The sequence below is a fragment of the Streptomyces sp. NPDC059371 genome, from assembly GCF_042751995.1.
GTDB lineage: Bacteria > Actinomycetota > Actinomycetes > Streptomycetales > Streptomycetaceae > Streptomyces.
Genome location: NZ_JBHYXD010000039.1, coordinates 31125 through 51146, shown reverse-complemented (window position 1 = coordinate 51146; position 20022 = coordinate 31125). Strand labels below are relative to the sequence as shown.

Annotated in this window: 16 protein-coding genes, 1 tRNA gene and 1 pseudogene; 10 read left to right on the top strand and 8 right to left on the bottom strand. The window is 70.1% G+C overall.

The window, feature by feature from the left end; all coding sequences use genetic code 11:
- Positions 1–254: 254 nt before the first annotated feature.
- Positions 255–2267, bottom strand: a complete 2013-nt coding sequence (locus ACFXGX_RS22380) for an NAD-binding protein (RefSeq protein ID WP_384794048.1) — start codon at positions 2265–2267, stop codon at positions 255–257.
- 385 nt (positions 2268–2652) lie between these two features.
- Between ACFXGX_RS22380 and ACFXGX_RS22375 the strand changes: the two genes are divergently transcribed.
- From ACFXGX_RS22375 to ACFXGX_RS22360, 4 genes and pseudogenes are all read left to right on the top strand, one after another.
- Complete coding sequence (locus tag ACFXGX_RS22375) at positions 2653–3246, top strand: DUF4232 domain-containing protein (protein ID WP_384793984.1); 594 nt, start codon at positions 2653–2655, stop codon at positions 3244–3246.
- A gap of 510 nt (positions 3247–3756) precedes the next feature.
- Entirely contained in the window at positions 3757–5025 is a 1269-nt protein-coding gene (locus tag ACFXGX_RS22370) for a PQQ-binding-like beta-propeller repeat protein (RefSeq protein WP_384793982.1), read from the top strand.
- 337 nt (positions 5026–5362) lie between these two features.
- Positions 5363–6190 carry an MBL fold metallo-hydrolase gene (locus ACFXGX_RS22365; RefSeq protein WP_384793979.1) on the top strand — a complete coding sequence of 276 codons (828 nt, stop codon included), beginning with the start codon at positions 5363–5365 and terminating at the stop codon, positions 6188–6190.
- A 262-nt stretch (positions 6191–6452) separates the two neighbouring features.
- A pseudogene (locus tag ACFXGX_RS22360) lies at positions 6453–7230 on the top strand (tyrosine-type recombinase/integrase).
- 107 nt (positions 7231–7337) lie between these two features.
- Here the strand turns inward: ACFXGX_RS22360 and ACFXGX_RS22355 are convergent.
- From ACFXGX_RS22355 to ACFXGX_RS22345, 3 genes are all read right to left on the bottom strand, one after another.
- Positions 7338–7411 (bottom strand) — tRNA-Pro (locus tag ACFXGX_RS22355).
- A gap of 28 nt (positions 7412–7439) precedes the next feature.
- On the bottom strand, positions 7440–8240 hold the full coding sequence (locus tag ACFXGX_RS22350) for a Pr6Pr family membrane protein (protein WP_384793976.1): 801 nt from the start codon (positions 8238–8240) through the stop codon (positions 7440–7442).
- Positions 8241–8598: 358 nt separating this feature from the next.
- Positions 8599–9525: a metallophosphoesterase gene (locus ACFXGX_RS22345; RefSeq protein ID WP_384793973.1), complete on the bottom strand. Its 927-nt coding sequence runs from the start codon at positions 9523–9525 to the stop codon at positions 8599–8601.
- 170 nt (positions 9526–9695) lie between these two features.
- On the opposite strand from ACFXGX_RS22345, the gene ACFXGX_RS22340 reads away from it, so the two are divergent.
- Positions 9696–10160: a GatB/YqeY domain-containing protein gene (locus tag ACFXGX_RS22340; protein ID WP_384793970.1), complete on the top strand. Its 465-nt coding sequence runs from the start codon at positions 9696–9698 to the stop codon at positions 10158–10160.
- A gap of 229 nt (positions 10161–10389) precedes the next feature.
- Here the strand turns inward: ACFXGX_RS22340 and ACFXGX_RS22335 are convergent, their stop codons facing one another.
- Positions 10390–12696, bottom strand: coding sequence for a transglycosylase domain-containing protein (locus ACFXGX_RS22335; RefSeq protein ID WP_384793968.1), 2307 nt, complete (start codon positions 12694–12696; stop codon positions 10390–10392).
- A gap of 405 nt (positions 12697–13101) precedes the next feature.
- On the opposite strand from ACFXGX_RS22335, the gene wblA reads away from it, so the two are divergent.
- Positions 13102–13440: a transcriptional regulator WblA gene (gene wblA / locus ACFXGX_RS22330; RefSeq protein ID WP_028799159.1), complete on the top strand. Its 339-nt coding sequence runs from the start codon at positions 13102–13104 to the stop codon at positions 13438–13440.
- 171 nt (positions 13441–13611) lie between these two features.
- On the opposite strand, the gene ACFXGX_RS22325 is transcribed toward wblA, so the two are convergent.
- Together ACFXGX_RS22325 and ACFXGX_RS22320 are read right to left on the bottom strand one after the other, a co-directional pair.
- Positions 13612–15066: an ArsA family ATPase gene (locus tag ACFXGX_RS22325; RefSeq protein ID WP_384793965.1), complete on the bottom strand. Its 1455-nt coding sequence runs from the start codon at positions 15064–15066 to the stop codon at positions 13612–13614.
- Entirely contained in the window at positions 15063–16040 is a 978-nt protein-coding gene (locus tag ACFXGX_RS22320) for an ArsA family ATPase (protein WP_384793962.1), read from the bottom strand. The genes ACFXGX_RS22325 and ACFXGX_RS22320 overlap by 4 nt, the downstream gene beginning before the upstream one ends.
- Positions 16041–16166: 126 nt before the next feature.
- Here ACFXGX_RS22320 and ACFXGX_RS22315 point away from each other — a divergent pair, with 126 nt between their 5' ends.
- The 4 genes from ACFXGX_RS22315 to ACFXGX_RS22300 all read left to right on the top strand — a co-directional run bounded on the left by ACFXGX_RS22315 (position 16167) and on the right by ACFXGX_RS22300 (position 18852).
- Positions 16167–16325, top strand: coding sequence for a hypothetical protein (locus ACFXGX_RS22315; RefSeq protein ID WP_355759385.1), 159 nt, complete (start codon positions 16167–16169; stop codon positions 16323–16325).
- Positions 16322–16792, top strand: a complete 471-nt coding sequence (locus ACFXGX_RS22310) for a RidA family protein (protein WP_326786491.1) — start codon at positions 16322–16324, stop codon at positions 16790–16792. The genes ACFXGX_RS22315 and ACFXGX_RS22310 overlap by 4 nt, the downstream gene beginning before the upstream one ends.
- A 363-nt stretch (positions 16793–17155) precedes the next feature.
- Positions 17156–18025 (top strand): NUDIX hydrolase, encoded by an 870-nt coding sequence (locus tag ACFXGX_RS22305; RefSeq protein ID WP_384793958.1) that lies wholly within the window; start codon positions 17156–17158, stop codon positions 18023–18025.
- Positions 18022–18852: an MBL fold metallo-hydrolase gene (locus ACFXGX_RS22300; RefSeq protein WP_384793955.1), complete on the top strand. Its 831-nt coding sequence runs from the start codon at positions 18022–18024 to the stop codon at positions 18850–18852. Before ACFXGX_RS22305 ends, ACFXGX_RS22300 begins: the two co-directional genes overlap by 4 nt.
- A gap of 88 nt (positions 18853–18940) precedes the next feature.
- Here ACFXGX_RS22300 and ACFXGX_RS22295 read toward each other — a convergent pair whose 3' ends face one another.
- Positions 18941–19759: a nucleotidyltransferase gene (locus ACFXGX_RS22295; protein WP_384793952.1), complete on the bottom strand. Its 819-nt coding sequence runs from the start codon at positions 19757–19759 to the stop codon at positions 18941–18943.
- Positions 19760–20022 lie beyond the last annotated feature (263 nt).

Sequence of the window (20022 nt, the reverse complement as noted above, 5' to 3'; positions counted from 1 at the left end):
GCCCACGACCCAATCCCGCCGGCCGTCTTGAAAAGACCAGCCGCTCACCCCAAGTTGGCATCGCCACAGGGGGGCGGGGGGCTCGCCCGCCCCCGGCCCCACGTTCCCGCCCGCTGCTGCTGCTGCTGCCGCTGCCGCTGCTGTCGGCCGAGTCCTGAGCTGGGTTCCCGCCCGCTGCTCCCGCTGCTGTCGGCCGAGCCTCGGACCACGCGCCCTGCCGCTGCCGCTGCCGTTGCTGTCGGCCGAGTCCTGGGCTAGGTTCCCGCCCGCTGCCGGGGCCGGCGGCCGAGCAGTTCCGCCAGTCCTCGTCGCGTCGCGGCGAGGACCACGCGGTCCTCGGGCTTCAGGACATAGGTGGAGGGCAGGTCCCACACCAGCCGGGGACCGCGCCCGCCGGGCGCCGGGTCGGCCCGGCGCTCCTCGGGGGTCGCCGTGTCCAGCGCGAGCACGCGCCAGGCCCCGGCCCGGAACGCCTCTCCCACTGTGCGCCCTTCGAGCTGCGGATGTCCGCCGACGTCCACCGCGGCGAACAGCAGCACCCGCCGCTCGACGGGAATCGCCCCGAGGATCTGTCTCCCCAGCATCGCTCCGGCGAACGCGGGCGCGGCGAGATGGGACACGCTGCGGCTCCGGGTGAGTGCGCCCGGATGCGCGGCCCGGAGGGTGCGGTAGACGGCGGTCGCGAAGTCGTCGTCGTACAGCCGCAGTACGACCCGCAGATCGGGCTTCAGGGTGCGGGCGGAGAGTACGGCCTCCAGGTTCATGGTGTCCGCGCTGGTCAGCGCCAGCAGCGCGTGCGCCCGATGGATCTTGGCGGCCTCCAGCACGCCTTCCTGAGTGACGTCCCCCAGCACCACGGGCACTCGCAGACTCCGTGCCAGCGCGAGCCCCCGGGCCTCGGGATCGGCCTCCACGCACACCACGGGGATACGCAGTTCACGCAGCCGCGCCAGCACCCGCGTACCGATCTTGCCGACCCCGAGCAGCACCACGTGTCCGGACAGCCCGCGGGGCGGTTTCCGCAGGGCGGACCCGCTGCGGAACGTGCCGAGCGCCTCGAGCACGGCGGCGAGCAGCACCGGCAGCAGCAGCAACCCGACCAGCCCCGAGCAGAGTTGGAGGAGCTGCCGCCCGAGCGGCTGCCCGATGGCCGGGTCGTTGATGGCGAAGAGATCGAGCAGGGTCAGATACGTCGCCTGGAGCGGCTGCTCACCGGTGACCAGCATCGACGCCACGGCGAGCCCGACCACACACGCGACGAGCCCCACGAACGACCAGCGCAGCCGCCGGGACAGCAGCGAGCCGAACCACGGCACGACCCCGCGGCCTGAGCCCAGTTCGGGCCCGGAGTACGACACGTTCTCCAGGACGACGGTGCCTCGCCCGGTGGCGGCGGCCACCGCCCTTTCGTCGGGCAGGAGTTGCGGCCCCTGCGCACCGCTGCTCTCGGAACCGTCGGCGCCGGCCGGGTCGTTGGTCGTGGCGGACAGCAACGCCAGTGTGCACAGCCCCGGATCGGCGACCGCGCCCGGACCGGGCGGCGGCCGCTCCACCGCGCGCAGCATCAGCCCGTCGGTCTGGACGACCTTGCTGGTGCCGGCAACGGCGGTGGCGGCGAGCGCGGGCGCGGCCGTGTCGGCGTCGGACAGCACGGTGGTGGAGGCGTCGTAGACCTCGGCGTTCCGGCCCGCACGGGACGCGTCCGAACCCGGGCCGCCTCCGGCGGAGTTCGCGCCGCCACCGGCGTCAGGCGCGCTGCCGGGTCCGGCAGCGGCGGTGGAGGCGGCAGCGGCGGCCAGGGCCGAGGCCTGGTCGAGGAGGGCCTCGATGTGCTGGCCGAGACGCCGGTTGTAGAGCCGCAGGACCAGCCGGATGCGCGGGTTGAGCCGCCGGGCGGTGAGCGCGGCACGGATGTTGGTCTCGTCGTCGTCGTATACGAGGGCGAGCGCGGTGGCCCGCTCGACACCCGCGTAGGAGAGCGCGTTCTCGGTGAGTTCGGCGGCCTCGACGACCCGCTCGGAACCGGACGTCTCGTCGCTCCCGCCGCCCCCTCCTCCCCCTCCGCCGATTCCGTTCCCGTTCCCGGAGGCCCGGTTCACGGCCGCGGACACCCGGTCGAACAGGGCGGTGGCCCGCGCCCGCCCGACGACCGGCGGCCGCACACCATGCTGCGCGGGCGGCACCACGAGGGTCACGCGCTCGCCGTACACCCCGCGCAACTCGGCGGCCAGTCGCTGGGCCAGGGCGTCGTCCCCGGCCACCACCATGTGCTCGGCGGCGTCACTCGACGCACTCTGAGACGGAAGATTCCCCACGGAGGAGAAGACTGCCGCACGGATGCGGGTGGTTCCAGTGAGGAGACCGGGCGTCCCGGGACCACCGGCTGGTCCGCCGCCGACCTCAGGCGGGTTCCCATCCCGGACAGGCATCCCAGTCCTCCTCGTTTCCGCAGGTCGTCGGGGGGTGGGATCGTTCCACCGTTGCGGGTTGGGCGGGGCCTGTTGCCCCAGACCCGCGAGGGATCCGACGCTATGGATGTCGCACCGACTGAAGCGGCCGGCCACCCGGCAGCGCACCTTCCCCCGACTCATCCGTCCACGGGGAACACCCATCTGCGGGCGACCTCGTACCGATCGGAAAAGGAATCCGCATATGAACGTGAAGTCCGTCGTGGGCCGCCGCGTGGCCGTGGCCGCGGGTCTCGTCCTGGCTCTTGGGTGTGGCGTGTCGGCACAGGCCTCGGCCACCGGGGCGCGCACGGCCGGCGGGAAGGCCCATGTCGCGGTGACGCACCGCGCCGCCGCCAAGGCCACCGTCGCCGCCTGCTCCCAGAAAGAGCTCGGGGTGTCCGCGGTGAAGGAGAGGGACGCCAGGCACCTCGTCCTCACCGTCCAGAACGCCGGCGACAAGAAGTGCAACCTCTACCGCTACCCGCTCGTGCGGCTCGGCGCCGGTACCCGGAACGCTCCCGTGATCAAGGACAGCGACGCGACCCCGGGCGTGCCCGTCACCCTCGCTCCGGGCCAGGAGGCCTACGCGGCGCTGCTCGTCGCCGGCGGCGCCAGGGACGAGTACGAGGCGAAGAGCATCACCCTCAACCTCCAGGGCAGTAAGCCCGGCAGCACCGCGGGCAACCCGATCGACGTCCCCATACCCGTCAAGAAGCTGTACGCGGACGACGGCCAGCTCGTCACCTACTGGACGACCGCCTCCGGCTACGCCCTGGACTTCATCATGTCGAAGTGACGCCCGAATCAGTGCGGAGGACATCGCCCGAAGTGGACGCCGTGCGTGACGGGGAGGCTGTGCTCGCCGATGAGTACGCGTCTTCCAACTGCCCGGTCATGGGAGCGGTGGATCGAGGCTCGTGGCTGCGCCTGACGAATGCGGGCGTTGGGGGGTGCTTCCTCGGACTCCACCAGTGCCGGGCAGCCAACGGGCGGCTGGTTCCCCACCCCCGCGAGCCCGCCTCCATCTCCCGCACCCGCACCTCGCTGCCGGCTGCTCTCGACGCGAGGTGAGCACGGGTCGGGTACGGACATTCACACGTCAGTGCGGCCGACACGGTTGCGCCGGTGGCCGGGCTTGCCTGGCTCCCGCAGGACGGTGAAGATCCCTGAGCTGCCCCGTCACGGTGACAGGCGCAGGGCCGTTTTGGGGGCAGTCGTGGTGCAACGGATGAATTTGCTGGGAGAACCAGGGGTGGGGGTGTCGGGGGTACCCGGCAGGCCCGCGGCGGGCCGTAGGGGCCGGCTGATGAACAGCCCCGGGAAAATCACCGTGCTCTTGGTGGTGGTCCTCCTCTGCAGAGTGGCCCTTGCGCTGGACGACTGGTACATGTCACGGGACGTGTTCACCGGGGCTCATGGCCCCTTTCCCACCGCGTTCGCCGCCGAGGCCCCGGTCGCGCCCGAACACCTCATGCGCAGCCCGGAGGGCAGGCAAGTCCTGGTGCACGGGTTGTCCCTGCGGTGGACGGACACGTACGGGGACGGGTACAACGGCATCGCGGCCACGAACGTGCGGACCGGCAAGGAGTACTGGCACTACGAGCGCCATGATGTGGACGACGCCCTGGTGTGGCAGTTCGGGGCGTCGGAACGCACGGTGGTGGCCCGTTTCACCGACGGGAAGCTCGTCGCCCTCGATCTGCGCACGGGCGAGCTGCTGTGGCACGCGGAGATACAGGCAGGCGACCGCGGTCGGAACGTGAAGATCGCCGGAGGTCAGGCTGTGACCGAGGACCCCGATGCCGTGCGCGCCTTCGACGAGCGCGACGGCCGGAATCTGTGGACGGCGAAGACGCCCAAGTGGTGTCCCGAGGTGTTCCTCAATTCCGTGCACACCCTGCCGGACCATCTGAGCGCCATACAGGTGTTGTGCAACGGCTCGGGGCGCTACGGCCCGGACGACATCGGCCTGCTGCTGGGTGTCGACAACCGCACGGGCAAGGTCCTGTGGCAGCAGCGCACCGTGGACCCCGAGTTGACGGTCTGGGGTGACGGGCGCACGTTGGCCGCTCCGGACTCGGACCACCGGCAGACCGTCCAGGTGCTCGACATGAACCGTCAAAGGATCTCCGCACGCGCCGCCTTCCCCTCGGACAAGGGAGACGCGGTGGCGGTGGGCAGCGGCACCGTACTGTCCGGCACCGACCCAAAGCACCGTCCTGGCAGACATGACACGCTCCTGCGTGCCTTCGACATCGCGAACGGACAGCCCTCTTGGCGGCTGCGGGCGCCGAGCGGCCAGGAGTACGGGCTCCCCAAGATCGCCGAAGGTCGGGTGTACGTCGTACGTCAGCCGTACCTCACCGAGGCGGACACCGGCATCTGGTTCCAAGGCGAACTGCTCGTCCTCGACGCGGACACCGGGCGCCTGCTCCACACCCTGCGACTGCCGGCCCAGACCGTGGGCAACGGGAGCGTCGAATACAAGAGGTTCGTCATCGGCGACATCGCCGACGGCGCGGTGAGTATCGGCTGGGGCTACGACGACCGGGACTTGCTGATCGCCACTGACTGACCCCCCGCCTCCGGAGCGCAGTTGACATCCACCGCATGCCCTGGATACGTCGTCGTGCGCGCAAAGCCAAGCCGTCCGAAGAGCGCCTGTCCGACCTTGAGTTCCTCGCCCTCGTCAAGGCGAGCCTCGAGGAGTACGCGCCTGGCGTTACGGGCCAGAGTCGGCCAACCTGCGCGGTTGTTTGTGAGCGGGCACACGAGGTCCAGAGCTGGCACTCCTGTACCTGGGGTCCGAGGATGCTCGCATGAAGGTACCGATCGGCCGCCCGAGTTTGCGGCCCTACCTGCCTTATCAGCAGCGCACTGCAGCGCACCGTGAGGGGCTGAGCGCTCACTTTTTGGGCACCAGTTCAGTACTGCTGTCGGACGGGCAGACCTCGGTGCTCAGCGACGGGTTCGTCACCCGCCCGGGGATGCTGCGCGTGGGCATGGGCAAGATCGCCCCGAACCGCGCGCTGGTCCGTGCCGCCATCGAGCGGCTGCGGGTGGACAACCTCGCCGCTGTGGTGTGCGCGCATTCCCACTACGACCATGCCCTCGACGCACCGGTCTGGGCGCTGGAGACCGGCGCCGACCTGGTCGGGTCGGAGTCCACCGCCAACATCGGGCGCGGCCTGGGGGTCCCCGAGTCGTCCTTGCGCGTGGTCGGCGATGGCGACTCCGTGACCTACGGCAGCTTCACGCTGACCTTCCTGGACTCCGTGCACAGCCCGGGTGACCACTACCCCGGTACCGTTGACCAGCCCTTGGTCCCGCCGGCTCGCGCCGGTGCCTGGAAGACCGGCACCGCCTACTCCGTGCTCGTCACCCACCCCTACGGCCGCGTGCTGTTGCACGCCAGCGCCAACTACCGGCTCGGCGCGCTGCGCGGTCATCACGCCGACGTCGTGTACCTGGGCGTCGGCATGCTGGGCAGGCAGCCCGCCGAGTTCCTTCGGACCTACTGGGACGAGGTGGTGGCCGCGACCGGGGCCAGGCGGGTCATCCTGGTGCACTGGGACGACTTCTTCCTGGGCCTGGACCGGCCACTGCGCCCCATGCCCTACCTGCTCGACGACCTCGACACCACCATGAGCCGACTGCTGCCCCTGGCGCGCCGTGACGGCGTCGACGTTGTCCTGCCCGTCTCCTGGCAGTCCAGTGCCCCCCTCACCGGTCTTGCGTGAACTCGGCTGAGTGACCCTGGAATCGGCGCAGCACGTCGATTGCCCGGCCAACGCTGCGAGACGAGCCACTGGGAACCGACTCTCGTCACCGCCGGCCTGAGCGGCGACAAGGGCACCGGTCCCGCGGTCGCCGAACACCCCCGCGTCTTCGCCACCTTCACCGCACCGTCCTTCGGCCCTCGGGCACGATCGGCCGGTGTCGGCGCATTCCGGCTTCCGCCCTGGGCCACTTCATCGCCGAAGGGATGGAGCGTGCCGCCTGATGGCTATGCGTCGCAGCCGTGGTGACGGCGGCCTGCACTGGGACGAGAAGAGACAGCGTTGGATCGCCGCAGCCAACCTCGGGTTCGATCCGAGTGGGAAGCGGATCGTCAAGCGGGGGAGTGGCACCAAATCTGAGGTGAAGCAGAAGCTCAAGGAGGTGTTGCGGGACCACGAAGACGGCCTCGCCATCGCGCCGACCAACTACACCGTCAAGGACGCGGTGACGGACTGGCTGACTTACGGCCTGGCGGGTCTCGGCCCCCCCCGCACGGTCGAGACGCTGACGCTCCTGAGCGACAAGCACGTCATTCCGTCGCTCGGTGCTCGGTGCACCCGCACCCTCCAGTCGCTTCACTCGTGCCTGAATCGCGCCGTCAAGCGGGCCATGGCGCGGGACAAGGCGAAACGGATCGTCGTCGAGCTGTGCTCGGTACCGCAGGGGCAGGCGGGGCGCCCGTCAAAGGCGCTCACCTTCGCTCAAGCGCCTTGTCTTCTCCTCGGCCGTCGGCAAGCCGCTCGATGCTGCCAACGTTCGCCGTGCCTTCCGCCAGGCGCTCAAGGGCATCGACGGGATCAACGCCGACGAATGGACGCCCCGGAAGCTCCGGCACAGCTTCGTGTCCCCGCTCTCCGACCGGGGCGTCCCGCTGGAGGAGATCTCTCGGCTCGTCGGGCACTCCGGTACTGCCGTGACGGAGGAGGTCTACCGGAAGCAGATCCGGCCCGTGATCCAGACCGGTGCCGTGGTCATGGACGGCATCTTCGGCACCGACTGACGCAGGCCGTAGGCACTCGGGAATCGATAGTCACGCAGTGAGACACGCAGCAACACCAGAGGGCCCTTACCGATCCGGTAAGGGCCCTCTGAACTGCTATGTAGCTGTCGGGGTGGCGGGATTTGAACCCACGACCTCTTCGTCCCGAACGAAGCGCGCTGCCAAGCTGCGCTACACCCCGATTGTCGCTGCTCTCGCGGCGACGTCGTTTACTTTAGCCCACCGGTGGCCTGAGACGAAATCCGGTTTTGTGGGCGTCGGACGTGGCGTCGGAGCGGGTCGGGGCGCACGTGGTCGAGGACGACGATCAGGAGGGCCAGGGCGTAGAAGGCGGTGCCGAGGATGGCGGTGTTGCCGAGGACGCCTCCGTAACCGTGCCGGTCCACGTCGACGAAAGGGTAGAGGTAGCGCGCCGGCGTCCCGGGCGTCAGCATCGCTCCGCGGGCCAGGCTGAAGGCCAGATAGGTGAGGGGGTAGATCAGCCAGGTCGCCGCGTTGCGCAGCGCCAGCGGGGTCGGACGGGTCAGCAGCAGCCAGTCGAGGGCCACGGCGATCGGCGTGACCGTGTGGAGGAGCTGATTGGCGACCGCGTGCCACCCGGAGAGCGTGTCGTTGCCTCCGGTCATGGAGAACGGCGGCGACTCGTTCGCCAGGATCAGGTGATAGACCAGGCCCGTGATCGAGATGTAGATCAATGTGCCGCCGGTCAGCACCCCGGGCAGTGGCCGGCGCGCCGACCAGGCCCGGCGCGCCGACGCCGCGAAGACCACGGTCACGAGCAGATTGGTCTGGATCGTGAAGTAGCTCAGCAGACGCGCCGTGGTTCCCAGCTTCATCTCGATGGCCACGCCCGTCGCCGCCGCGAGGGCCACCAGGACGCGGTAGACCGCCGTGGCCGGGCGGTGGGAGGGGGCCACCACCGCCGTGGCGGGGACGAAGGGGCGGGTCGACGGGATGATGCCGGGTATCGCGGGGAGATCGGGTATGTCCCTGGGCATGGGGGTGATCATGCCCTCACGCTAAGCGGATCGGGGCATTTGGGCGATACGTGTAGACCGGGTGGGTTACATGGCTACGGGGGTCGTTATTCCGTCCAATGCCGCACGCCACGTCATCATCGGTACGTGTCGATGTGACTCCGTACCGTCCTGCTCTGCGGCAGTCGAGTCCACCCCGGTACGGGCCGGGTACGGGCCGCCCCGAGCTGACCGTGCCAGGCCCGACCAGGCCCGCCCCGGGTCGACCATGCCAAGCCCGACCAGACCCGGTAGCGCTCACCCCTGCTGCCTCCGGCCTCCGGTCGCCACCACCAGGTGCCGACCGGGGTCTCGCTCGGCACACCGCTCGCGGAAGCCGGCCCCAGAACCCCTACACCCGCTCCACCAGCGTCAGCAGTGACGCCTCCGGCGGGCAGGCGAAGCGGACCGGGGTGTAGCGGCTCGCGCCGCAGCCCGCTGAGACGTGCATGTACGACGTCCGGCCCTGCGCCGTATGCCTGGAGAGGCCCTTGACGCGGTCCGTGTCCAGGTCGCAGTTGGTGACGAAGGCGCCGTAGAAGGGGAGGCAGATCTGGCCGCCGTGGGTGTGGCCCGCCAGGATCAGGGGGTAGCCGTCGGCGGTGAAGGCGTCCAGGCTGCGCAGATACGGGGCGTGCACGACACCCATCGAGAAGTCGGCGGACTCGGACGGGCCGCCGGCCACGCGCGCGTAGCGGTCGCGCTTGATGTGCGGGTCGTCGAGGCCCGTCAGCTCGATCTCCGAGCCCTCGATCTTCAGTGTCCCCCGGGTGTTCGTCAGATTCAGCCAGCCCGCGGTGTCGAAACCTTCGCGCAGGTCCTCCCACGGGTTGTGGACGGCGCCCACGACCGGCTTGTTGCCGTTCAGCCCGTGACGGCCCGCCGTCTTCTCGAACAAGTAGCGGGCGGGGTTGCGGAGTGTGGGGCCGTAGTAGTCGTTCGAGCCGAAGACGTAGGCGCCCGGGAACTCCATCAGGGGGCCGAGCGCGTCCAGTACCTCGGGCACGCCCTCCGGGTCCGAGAGGTTGTCCCCGGTGTTGATCACGAAGTCAGGGCGCAGGCCGGCCAGGGAGCGCAGCCAGCGCTGCTTCTTGCGCTGTCCGCTCACCATGTGGATGTCGGAGACCTGAAGAATGCGCAGCGGCCGCATACCCGGAGGCAGAACCGGGACGGTCACCCGCCGCAGGCGGAAGGAACGGGCCTCGAACCCCGCCGAGTACAGCAGTCCGGCGGCGCCCACCGCCGTGATTCCCAGGGGTACTCCGTATCGCGCACGCATACGCCCATCGTGTCAGACTCCGCCGAGCGCTCTTCACCGCCTGTGGACAGTCCGAAAGCCCCCGTCCGGGGTCTGCGGAGAAGGCATCCCCGCACGGCCCTTCGCGCTTCGGCCGGGCGCGCTGGAAATCAACAGGCGTCCGCATCACCGCACCTGCGACACTTGACACCATGACCACGCTCAAGTCGAAGTTGCAGGCAGACCTCAACGCCGCGATCAAGGGGCGCGACGAGCTCCGCTCCTCGACGATCCGGCTGACCCTCTCCGCGATCACCAATGAGGAGGTCGCGGGCAAGACCAAGCGCGAACTCTCCGACGAGGAAGTGCAGAAGGTGATCGCCCGCGAGGCGAAGAAGCGTCGTGAGGCGGCCGAGGCCTTCGCGCTGGGCGGGCGCTCCGAGTCGGCCGAGCGTGAGCGGGCCGAGGGCGAGGTGCTCGCCGTGTATCTGCCCAAGCAGCTTTCCGACGACGAGCTTCGGCAGATCGTCGCCCAGGCCGTCGATGAGGCCAAGGCGTCCGGCGCCGAGGGGCCGCGCGCGATGGGCGCGGTCATGAAGATCGTGAACCCGAAGGTGGCCGGGCAGGCCGAGGGCGGCCGTGTCGCCGCCGCCGTGAAGCAGTTGCTCACGGGCTGACGCCGTCCCCGACGTTGTACGCCCGGGCGGGTGGTGGACGAAGCATGCGCCGCCCTGCGGACGCCGTACGCCACGTCACGGCGGCCCGCCCGCCACGCAACAGCAGCACCGCTAACGCCGAACGCCCCGTGGGCCAGGATCGACTCCCGGCCCACGGGGCGTTCCCGCGTACACGCGAAGGCGTACGGACTACGGGCTACGGCTACGGCTACGGGTTAGGGGCTACGCCTCAGCGTTGGCCGCCGTTTCCGTTGCCGCTGTTCGTGTTGCCGCTGTTCGTGTTGCCCTGGATCCATCCGTCGGGGAAGGAGATGGAGGGCGTCGGGAACGTCACTCCGCCGTCGCTCTGGCCGCTGATGGTGTTGCCGTTGACGGTGTTGCCGGTGGTGTTGTCGTTCCCCCTGCCACCGTGGTGGCCGCGCCCGTTGTTGTTGTCGTCGTCCTGGCCCTTGCCCTTGTCCTTCTCGGGGTCGGGAATGTTGACCAGGTTGAAGGACGGGGCGTCCTTGCCCGAGAGCGCGCCCGTCATCAGGTCCCGCCAGATCGGACCGGGAACCTGACCGCCGTACACCTTGTCGTGCCAGACGCCGCCGATCTGGATTCCCCGCATCTGGACCCGCTGGGAGGCGCTGCCGACCCAGACGGCGCCGGACAGGTTCGGCGTGTAGCCGACGAACCAGGCGTTCTTGCGCTCGTCCGTCGTACCCGTCTTACCGGCGTTGGCGCGGTCGGTGAGACCGGCCTGCTGACCCGTACCGGAGTCGATCACACCGCTCAGCAGGCTGTTGACGGTGTCCGCGGTCTTCTCGGACATGGCCCGCGAACAGGTCGACTTGGGCACGTCCAGGGACTTCTCGTGGCCGCCGATCTGCTGGCTGATCGACTCGATGGCGACCGGCGTGCAGTACATGCCGCGGGAGGCGAAGGCGGCGTAGGCCGTGGCCATCGTGAGCGGCGAGATGCCCTTGGCGCCCAGGGCGATGGCGGGCACTTCGGGGAGCTTGTCGCCGTTGCCCTGGACCACGCCGAGCTTGTCGATCTGGTTCATCACCGGGCACAGGCCGATGTCGGAGATCATCTGCACGAAGTAGGTGTTGACCGATTTGGCCATCGCCTCCTTCAGCTGATACGGGCCCTGTTCGGACGCGCTCTCGTTCGGGACCTGCTCGTTGGCCTGGTTCGTCCACGGCTTGCTGCTGCAGGTCTGCACCGGGCTGGGGTACGGCATCTTGTTCGGCGAGGAGTACTCCTGCGTCGCCGGCCGGCCCTGCTCCAGCGCTGCCGCGGCCACGAACGGCTTGAACGTCGAACCGGTCGGGAAGCCGTAGTTCGAGCCGCCCATGTCGTAATTGACCGAGTAGTTGTACTCGGTCTCGTTCTTCCCGTAGCCGTACGGCTTCGACTGGCCCATCCCGAGGATCTTCCCGGTGCCGGGCTCGACGAGGGTGGCCGCCGCGGCGACCTTGTCGGACTTGTAGACGTGGTCCTTCAGCGACGCCTGGATCGACGCCTGGGACTGCGGGTCGAGTGTCGTACGGATCGTCAGGCCGCCCTGGTTCCAGACCTTCGCCCGCTCCTCCTTGGTCTTGCCGAAGACCGGGTCGCTCAGGAAGACCTTCTCCACGTACTTGCAGAAGAAGGCGCCGCCCTTGACGGCCGTGATGCAGCCGTTCTTCGGCTGGCTGACGTGCAGCCCGAGCTTCGTCGCCTTGGCGGCGTCGGCCTGCTCCTGGGAGATGTCGTGCACCTCGGCCATGCGCTGCAGCACGGTGTTGCGGCGCTTGACGGCCTCCTCCTCGTCGTTGACCGGGTCGTACCGGCTCGGCGACTGGACGATGCCCGCGAGCAGCGCGGACTCCTGGAGCTTCAGGTCCTTGGCGGGCTTGGAGAAGTAGCGCTGGGAGGCGGCCTCGATGCCGTACGCCTGCTCCCCGAAGAACGTGATGTTCAGGTAGTTCTCGAGGATCTTCTTCTTGCCCAGCTTCTCTTCGAGCTGGATCGCGTACTTGAGCTCGCGGATCTTGCGGCCGATGGTCTGCTGGGTGGCCTGGGCGACCTTGGTCGGGTCGTCGCCGGCCTCTTCCACGAAGTAGTTCTTCACGAGCTGCTGGGTCAGGGTGGAGGCGCCCTGGGCCACCCCGCCGTTCTGCGCGTTCTGGTTGACCGCGCGCAGGATGCCCTTCAGGTCGATCGCGCCGTGCTGGTAGAAGCGCGAGTCCTCGATCGCGACGATCGCCTTCTGCATGGACGGCGCGATGTCCTTGAGGTCGACCACCGTGCGGTCGCGCGAGTAGACGGTCGCGATCTGACCGCCCTTGCTGTCCAGGATCGTGGTCCGCTGACTCAGCGACGGACTCTTCAGATTGTCCGGAATGTCGTCGAATCCCTGGACCGACCCCTTGGCCGCCAGGCCGAGCGCGCCCGCGGCGGGCAGCGCGATTCCGGCCATGACGGCGCCCGCGAGCACGCTGACACCGAGGAACTTGGCGGCCTGCTGCGTAGGGGACAGACCACCGCCCGAGCGCTTCTTTGGCATGAGGGCAGCCTACGTTCTCATTCGCCGGACACGCGTATATGCCTTGGCCTAAGCTGCTCACAACTGTCACAGCAGTGCGGCCACGTATCAATACGTCCGGCGACCCCGAATCGTTCCGGAGGTTCCGCACTCTTGTGGAGTGCGTGTCCGAATCAGCCTTGTGTGTCACATGGCGTCCGTTGTGACTCGAACCAACTGTCCCGCTTTGCCGGGATGGTCACGCATGTCTTCCGCTCACTCCCCCGGGTGATCTGCCGCTTACGCATAGTCCGTTCGGGCCATTCAAGATTGGGCCCGAAGGGGGTGTTGCGCTGTGCCCACCTTCCGTAACGTCCTCAACTGGCGGCGGTGAATATGCCGCTGCCGCCGTGGGGGAGCCTCGATTCGGGAGAGGACGGCGCCGGTATGGGCTGGGTAACCGACTGGAGTGCGCAGGCGGCCTGCCGCACTACCGATCCAGATGAACTGTTCGTTCAAGGAGCAGCGCAGAACAGGGCCAAGGCAGTGTGCACCGGATGTCCGGTTCGCACGGAGTGCCTCGCCGACGCGCTCGACAACCGCGTCGAATTCGGCGTGTGGGGTGGCATGACCGAGCGTGAGCGCCGCGCATTGCTGCGCCGGCGGCCGACCGTCACCTCGTGGCGTCGCCTGCTCGAGACCGCGCGTACGGAGTACGAGCGCGGGGCGGGCCTGCTGCCCCTCGACGAGGAAGAGGTGTACGAGCGCTACGCGGCGGTGGGCTGAGGGGAGTTCGCCCGTCGCGGCCAGGACGCCAGGACGCCGCTCCCGGGCCTCTCAGGCCCGCGCGGGCCCTCCCGGGGCCCGCACGGCCGCGGGGGCAGGACGGGGCCTGGAACGGCCCCTCAGGGTCTTTGCGCTCGGCCACTCGGCCAAGGCCCCTCAGGGTCTCCGTACTCAGCTTTCGGGCAGCTCCGGCCGGTGGGCCGCGAGCCGGTTCCCGATGTCCCGCAGCCCCACGAGATCGTGGACGTCGCCGGCCAGTGCGGCCACTTCGGCCACCGGCACCTCAGGGTGCCGCGCGGCGAAGCGGTCACGCGTGCGCTGCTCGCGGGAGAGCAACTGCATGCGCTCGGCGTGGAGCCTCAGCAGGCCTGCGGTGAGCTGGTCGATGGATCGCTCGGGGTCCGTGGCGGCGGTCCTGTCCGTAGCGGTGGTGTCGTCCGTGCCGGCCGTCCTGTCCGTGAGGGCGGGGGAGCCTTCGTCAGGAGCTGGCGTGCCGGAAGCCGGTGATTCTGAACTGCCGTACGTGTCAGGAGAGTTACGAAGTCCAGCCTTCCCGTCCGCCTGATCCACAATGCGGGCCTCGGCAAGATTTTCTACGGCGGCGGCCTCGGGGTCCTCCGCACCGGCGGCTCCCGGATTCTCTGCGGCGGTGGCCTCGGGGTTCTCCGCGGTTTCCGGGTTCTCCCCGTCGGCGGAATCCAGATCCTCCGCTGCGGCGAGCGCCCGCTCGGCGGAGAGCTGGGTGGCCCCGCTGCCGTGCACCCGGTTGAGCACCAGCCCGGCGAACGGCATCTCCTCCGCGGCCAGCCGCTGCACGAAGTACGCGGCCTCGCGCAGCGCGTCCCGCTCGGGCGCCGCCACCACCAGGAACGCGGTGCCGGGCGCCTGGAGCAGCTTGTACGTGGCGTCGGCCCGCGTACGGAAACCGCCGAACGTGGTGTCCATGGCCGAGACGAACGTCTGCACGTCCTTCAGGAGCTGGCCCCCGAGCAGCTTGCCCAGGGTGCCCGTCATCATCGACATTCCGACGTTCAGGAACTTCATGCCCGCCCGGCCGCCCAGCTTCGCCGGCGCCGTGAGCAGCCGGATCAGGCGCCCGTCGAGGAAGGAACCGAGCCGCTTCGGGGCGTCCAGGAAGTCCAGCGCCGAGCGGGACGGTGGCGTGTCGACCACGATCAGGTCCCACTCGTCGCGCGCCCGCAACTGGCCCAGCTTCTCCATCGCCATGTATTCCTGCGTGCCCGCGAAGCCCGCCGAGAGCGATTGGTAGAAGGGGTTGTTGAGGATGGCCGCCGCCCGGTCGCCGTCCGCGTGCGCCTCGACGATCTCGTCGAACGTGCGCTTCATGTCGAGCATCATGGCGTGCAGCTCGCCGCTGCCCTCGACGCCCTTCACCCGGCGCGGAGTGTTGTCCAGGGAGTCGATGCCCATCGACTGCGCCAGTCTGCGCGCGGGGTCGATGGTGAGCACGACCACCTTGCGGCCGCGCTCCGCGGCACGCAGCCCCAGAGCGGCCGCCGTGGTCGTCTTGCCGACGCCGCCCGAACCGCAGCACACCACGATGCGGGTTTCCGGGTCGTCGAGCAGCGGGTCGAGATCGAGGACGCGGGCGGGGTCCAGACTCATGACATCCCTTGCTTACGGAGCTGTTTGGCCAGTTCGTAAAGGCCCGCCAGGTCCAGGCCCTCGGCGAGCAGCGGGAGTTCGTGCAACGGCAGGTCCTGCTCGGCCAGCACGCTCCGCTGCTCGGTCTCCAGCGTGTACCGCTCGGCGTACTCATCGGCCTGCTGGAGAAGCGGGTCCACCAGCCGTTCGGCGAGGCCGCCGCGCCGCGCCCCGCCGAGACCGGCCGAGGAGAGCGACTTGGCGATCGCCGAACGCGGAGTGGTCTTCGCCAGCTCCAGGTCGACGGCGTCGAGGAGTGCCGGGCGCACCATGTTCACGATGATCCGGCCCACGGGAAGCTTCGCCGCGCGCAGCTCCGCGATCCCGTCCGCGGTCTCCTGTACGGGCATCTCCTCCAGCAGCGTCACCAGGTGGACCGCCGTCTCCGGGGACTTGAGGACACGCATGACGGCCTGCGCCTGATTGTGTATCGGGCCGATCTTCGCGAGGCCGGCGACCTCGTCGTTCACGTTCAGGAAGCGGGTGATGCGGCCGGTGGGGGGCGCGTCCATCACCACGTAGTCGTACGTGAAGCGGCCGCTCTTCTCCTTGCGCCGCACCGCCTCGCACGCCTTGCCGGTCAGCAGGACGTCCCGCAGTCCGGGCGCGATGGTGGTCGCGAAGTCGATCGCGCCGAGCTTCTTGAGGGCGCGGCCGGCACCGCCCAGTTTGTAGAACATCTGGAGGTAGTCCAACAGCGCCAGTTCGGGATCGATGGCGAGGGCGAACACCTCCCCGCCACCTGGAGCGACGGCGATCTTCCGCTCCTCGTAGGGCAGCGCTTCTGTTTCGAAGAGCTGCGCGATGCCCTGTCTGCCCTCGACCTCGACGAGGAGGGCACGCTTGCCCTCGGTCGCGAGGGCGAGCGCGAGGGCGGCGGCCACCGTGGTCTTGCCGGTACCGCCCTTGCCGCTGACGACCTGGAGCCTGCTCACGTATTCGAGCCTAACCAGTCCGCCGCCGGAGTAAGCAGGAGGCTGTGGACAACCGGCGCTGTCGGAGGCGGGGCGGCGGGTGGCTCGGGCGGGAGGCGGTGGTCGCCAGCGGCTACAGTCGGCCACATGACCAAATGGGAATACGCCACTGTGCCGCTGCTCGTCCACGCCACGAAGCAGATTCTGGACACCTGGGGCGAGGACGGCTGGGAGCTGGTCCAGGTCGTGCCCGGCCCCAACCCCGAGCAGCTCGTGGCCTACCTGAAGCGCGAGAGGTCGGCATGAGCGGGGCTGTCGAGGCGAAGCTCGCCGAACTCGGACTGAGCCTTCCGGGCGTCGTTCCGCCGCTGGCCGCGTATCAGCCCGCCGTGCAGTCGGGCGTGTACGTGTACACGGCCGGGCAGCTTCCGATGGTGGACGGGAAGCTTCCGGTCACCGGGAAGGTGGGCGCCGAGGTCACGGCCGAGGAGGCCAAGGAGCTCGCCCGTACGTGCGCGCTGAACGCGCTGGCTGCGGTGAAGTCGGTTGTGGGCGACCTCGATCGCATCGCGCGTGTCGTCAAGGTCGTGGGGTTCGTGGCGTCGGCGTCGGACTTCACCGGGCAGCCGGGTGTGCTGAACGGCGCTAGTGAGCTGCTGGGTGCCGTGCTGGGCGACAAGGGTGTGCACGCCCGGAGCGCGGTCGGTGTGGCTGTTCTGCCGCTGGACGCGCCGGTCGAGGTCGAGATCCAGGTGGAACTCACCCACGCGTAGCCCTACGGGGTGTCACCGGGTGCGGGTGCGGGTGCGGGTTCGGCTCCGGTCCGGTGGGTGGGTCGGGGCCGTGCGGGTGCATCAGCCCGTCGCCGTTGGGTGAGGGGTGGGCGTCGGTGGCGACGGGCATCGATGTACCGGCACGTCCCCTTCCGCCGGATCCCGGCTGCGGGGTCGTGCCCGCTTGGGTGCGGGCGTGATTTTCAGCCCCGGCCGGGCAGCAGTTTCAGCCTCTTCGGCATTTGAGGAGCGGGGGGTGGGGCGGGGCCCCAGGTTTCGGGTCGGGTAGGGGCGGAAGGGGCGAACGTCGCTTGTGGGCGGTGGGGCCTCGAACATCCGCCCGGCTCGGGATAGCCTCCGGCCATGGGGAATGGGCAATGGTTTCCGGCGGACTGGCCGGAGCGGATTCGGGCGCTCGCCGAGGGCACGCTGACGCCGGTCACGCCCCGGCGCGCCGCCACGGTGATGCTGGTCAAGGACAGCGACACCGGCCCTGTGGTCCACATGCTGCGCCGACGCGCCTCCATGGCCTTCGCCGGAGGCGCGTACGCCTATCCGGGTGGCGGCGTGGACCCGCGCGACGACGAACAGCAGATCCGCTGGGCGGGACCCACGCGCGCGTGGTGGGCGCGGCGGCTCGGCGTGGACGAGACCTCCGCCCAGGCCATCGTGTGCGCGGCCGTACGGGAGACGTACGAGGAGGCGGGCGTCCTGCTCGCCGGCCCCAGCCCGGACAGCGTGGTCGGTGACACCACGGGGGACGACTGGGAGGCGGACCGGGCGGCCCTGGTCGCCAGGGACCTGTCCTTCGCGGAGTTCCTCGACCGCAGAGGGCTCGTGCTCCGCTCGGACCTGCTCGGCGCCTGGGCCCGCTGGATCACCCCGGAGTTCGAGTCCCGCCGCTATGACACGTGGTTCTTCGTGGCCGTCCTCCCGGAGGGCCAGCGCACGCGGAACGCCTCCACGGAGGCCGACCGCACCGTGTGGATCCGTCCCGCCGACGCGGCGGCCGGCTACGACAAGGGCGAGCTGCTGATGATGCCGCCCACCGTCGCGACCCTGCGCGGGATCGTGCCGTACGAGAGGGCCGCCGACGCCCTCACCGCCGCGGGCGCCCGTGATCTGACCCCCGTCCTGGCCGAGGCGCGTCTGGAGGACGGCGAGGTCGTCCTCTCCTGGCCCGGACACGACGAGTTCACCAAGCACATCCCGACCGGCGGAGCATCCGCATGACCGACGCAGCAGCCCTCCCCGGTCAGCCGCGCGGCACGGTCCTGTCCGGGCCCGCCACCGCGCGCGCGGTGAACGTCCTCGCCCCCAACGCCTCCGCGATGACCCTGGACGGCACGAACACGTGGATCGTGTCCGAGCCGGACTCCGAGCTCGCGGTCGTCATCGACCCGGGCCCCCTGGACGACGTACACCTGCGTACGGTCCTGGACACGGCCGAGCGGGCCGGCAAGCGTGTCGCGCTGACCCTGCTCACGCACGGGCATCCCGACCACGCCGAGGGCGCGTCGCGCTTCGCCGAGCTGTCGGGGACCGCCGTCCGCGCGCTGGACCCCGCGCTGCGGCTCGGGGACGAAGGACTGGCCGCGGGAGACGTGATCAGCCTCGGCGGGCTCGAGCTGCGTGTCGTGTCGACTCCCGGGCACACCGCCGACTCGCTGTGCTTCCATCTCCCGGCCGATCAGGCCGTGCTGACCGGGGACACCGTCCTGGGGCGCGGTACGACCGTGGTGGCCCATCCCGACGGCCGCCTGGGCGATTACCTCGACTCCCTGCGCAGGCTCCGCTCGCTGACGGTCGACGACGGCGTCCACACCGTCCTGCCCGGTCATGGGCCGGTCCTCGACGACGCGCAGGGCGCGGTCGAGTTCTATCTCGCCCACCGTGCCCACCGGCTCGCCCAGGTCGAGACAGCCGTCGAGAACGGCCTCCGCTCGCCGCAAGAGGTCGTCGCCCGTGTCTACGTCGACGTGGACCGGTCGCTGTGGCCCGCGGCCGAGCTGTCGGTGCGGGCGCAGATCGACTATCTGCGGGAGCACGGGCTCATCTAGGACGCGTCCTACGGGGCCGTGGTGTTCGGGGCAGTGGTGTTCGGAGCCGCGCCTTCGGGGGTCCTGTCGGGGGCCTTGGAGGAGGCGTTCAGGGGCGGGGTGTCTTGATGCCGTGCACGCGCGCGTACTCGTCGGCCAGCCATGGCCCCAGATCATCGGTGTACGAGCGGAGCACGGCGGGGTCGCCGGTCGGCTCGTGACCGCGTACGGCCGCGCCGCGCATGTCGTCGGCCCGCCGCGGGTAGTACGCGCCGAACGCCTCTGCCATCTCCCCGAGGTCGCTGGTCCAGCCGTTCCAGCGCGGCATGACGAGCGTGAAGCCGGTGCGGACGAGGTGCCGGGACATCGAGCGCACCAGCGGGCGCCTGGCCTCGTCCGTGTCCGCGGCCGTGGCGATCCGTTCGCGCCAGCGCGGCAGCAGCAGGTCGAGGTCGCCGTTCGTCTCGCGGGCCAGCAGCGTGTCGGGGCGGTAGCGCGGAAGGCGTTCCGCCAGGTCCTCGCCCAGGAGAGGGGTGCAGAGGCAGGCGACGAACCAGCCGAGGTCGTGGGTCTCCAGGTCGCTCAGCAGCCGCGTACGGCTGAACAGCAGGGCTCCCACGCCGTCGACCGCGGCGAACTCCTTGTCGAGCGCCGCTTCGAGCGCGCGGGCTTCGGCGCGGTCGGCGTCGCTGGGCTCCTCACGCAGCGACAGCAGCAGGTCGAGATCGGAGCGTCCCACGCGCGCGGTGCCGCGCGGGATCGAGCCGTAGAGGTACGCGCCGTCCAGGCGGGCCCCGAAGACGTCCAGGACCCGTTCACGGGCCGCCGTGACGACGGCCTCGAAGGCGTACGGCACGCGCGCCAGTGATCCCTCGCGCTCGATGTATCCCTCGGCGTCGAGCCCTCTGCGCTGCCCCTGTGCGGTCATGCGGCCACTGTCCCGTGAAGGGAGGCCGGGGCGCAGATCATTTACGGGCTCGCGGATCGGCCGGTGAACGCGGAACGGGGAACGGGTAACGGTGAGCGAGGGACGGGCCGTGAGGTGCGGAAGGCGGGAGACCGCGGCGGGGCCCCGGCTCCGGGGGGGTACGACGACGGGGTGGGCCCCCCGCGGGGGGGGGGGGCCCCCCCCCCGGACGCGGGGGCGGGGCCGGGCGCCGCGCGGGGGGCGGCCCCCCGCCGCGGGCGCTA

Coding starts and splice junctions, on each gene's coding strand:
- ACFXGX_RS22310 (WP_326786491.1), top strand. CDS start 16,322: ATGAGCGGGGCTGTCGAGGCGAAGCTCGCCGAACTCGGACTGAGCCTT.
- ACFXGX_RS22375 (WP_384793984.1), top strand. CDS start 2,653: ATGAACGTGAAGTCCGTCGTGGGCCGCCGCGTGGCCGTGGCCGCGGGT.
- ACFXGX_RS22370 (WP_384793982.1), top strand. CDS start 3,757: ATGAACAGCCCCGGGAAAATCACCGTGCTCTTGGTGGTGGTCCTCCTC.
- ACFXGX_RS22300 (WP_384793955.1), top strand. CDS start 18,022: ATGACCGACGCAGCAGCCCTCCCCGGTCAGCCGCGCGGCACGGTCCTG.
- ACFXGX_RS22335 (WP_384793968.1), bottom strand. CDS start 12,696: ATGCCAAAGAAGCGCTCGGGCGGTGGTCTGTCCCCTACGCAGCAGGCC.
- ACFXGX_RS22350 (WP_384793976.1), bottom strand. CDS start 8,240: ATGATCACCCCCATGCCCAGGGACATACCCGATCTCCCCGCGATACCC.
- ACFXGX_RS22305 (WP_384793958.1), top strand. CDS start 17,156: ATGGGGAATGGGCAATGGTTTCCGGCGGACTGGCCGGAGCGGATTCGG.
- ACFXGX_RS22345 (WP_384793973.1), bottom strand. CDS start 9,525: ATGCGTGCGCGATACGGAGTACCCCTGGGAATCACGGCGGTGGGCGCC.
- ACFXGX_RS22380 (WP_384794048.1), bottom strand. CDS start 2,267: ATGGTGGTGGCCGGGGACGACGCCCTGGCCCAGCGACTGGCCGCCGAG.
- wblA (WP_028799159.1), top strand. CDS start 13,102: ATGGGCTGGGTAACCGACTGGAGTGCGCAGGCGGCCTGCCGCACTACC.
- ACFXGX_RS22340 (WP_384793970.1), top strand. CDS start 9,696: ATGACCACGCTCAAGTCGAAGTTGCAGGCAGACCTCAACGCCGCGATC.
- ACFXGX_RS22315 (WP_355759385.1), top strand. CDS start 16,167: ATGACCAAATGGGAATACGCCACTGTGCCGCTGCTCGTCCACGCCACG.
- ACFXGX_RS22325 (WP_384793965.1), bottom strand. CDS start 15,066: ATGAGTCTGGACCCCGCCCGCGTCCTCGATCTCGACCCGCTGCTCGAC.
- ACFXGX_RS22295 (WP_384793952.1), bottom strand. CDS start 19,759: ATGACCGCACAGGGGCAGCGCAGAGGGCTCGACGCCGAGGGATACATC.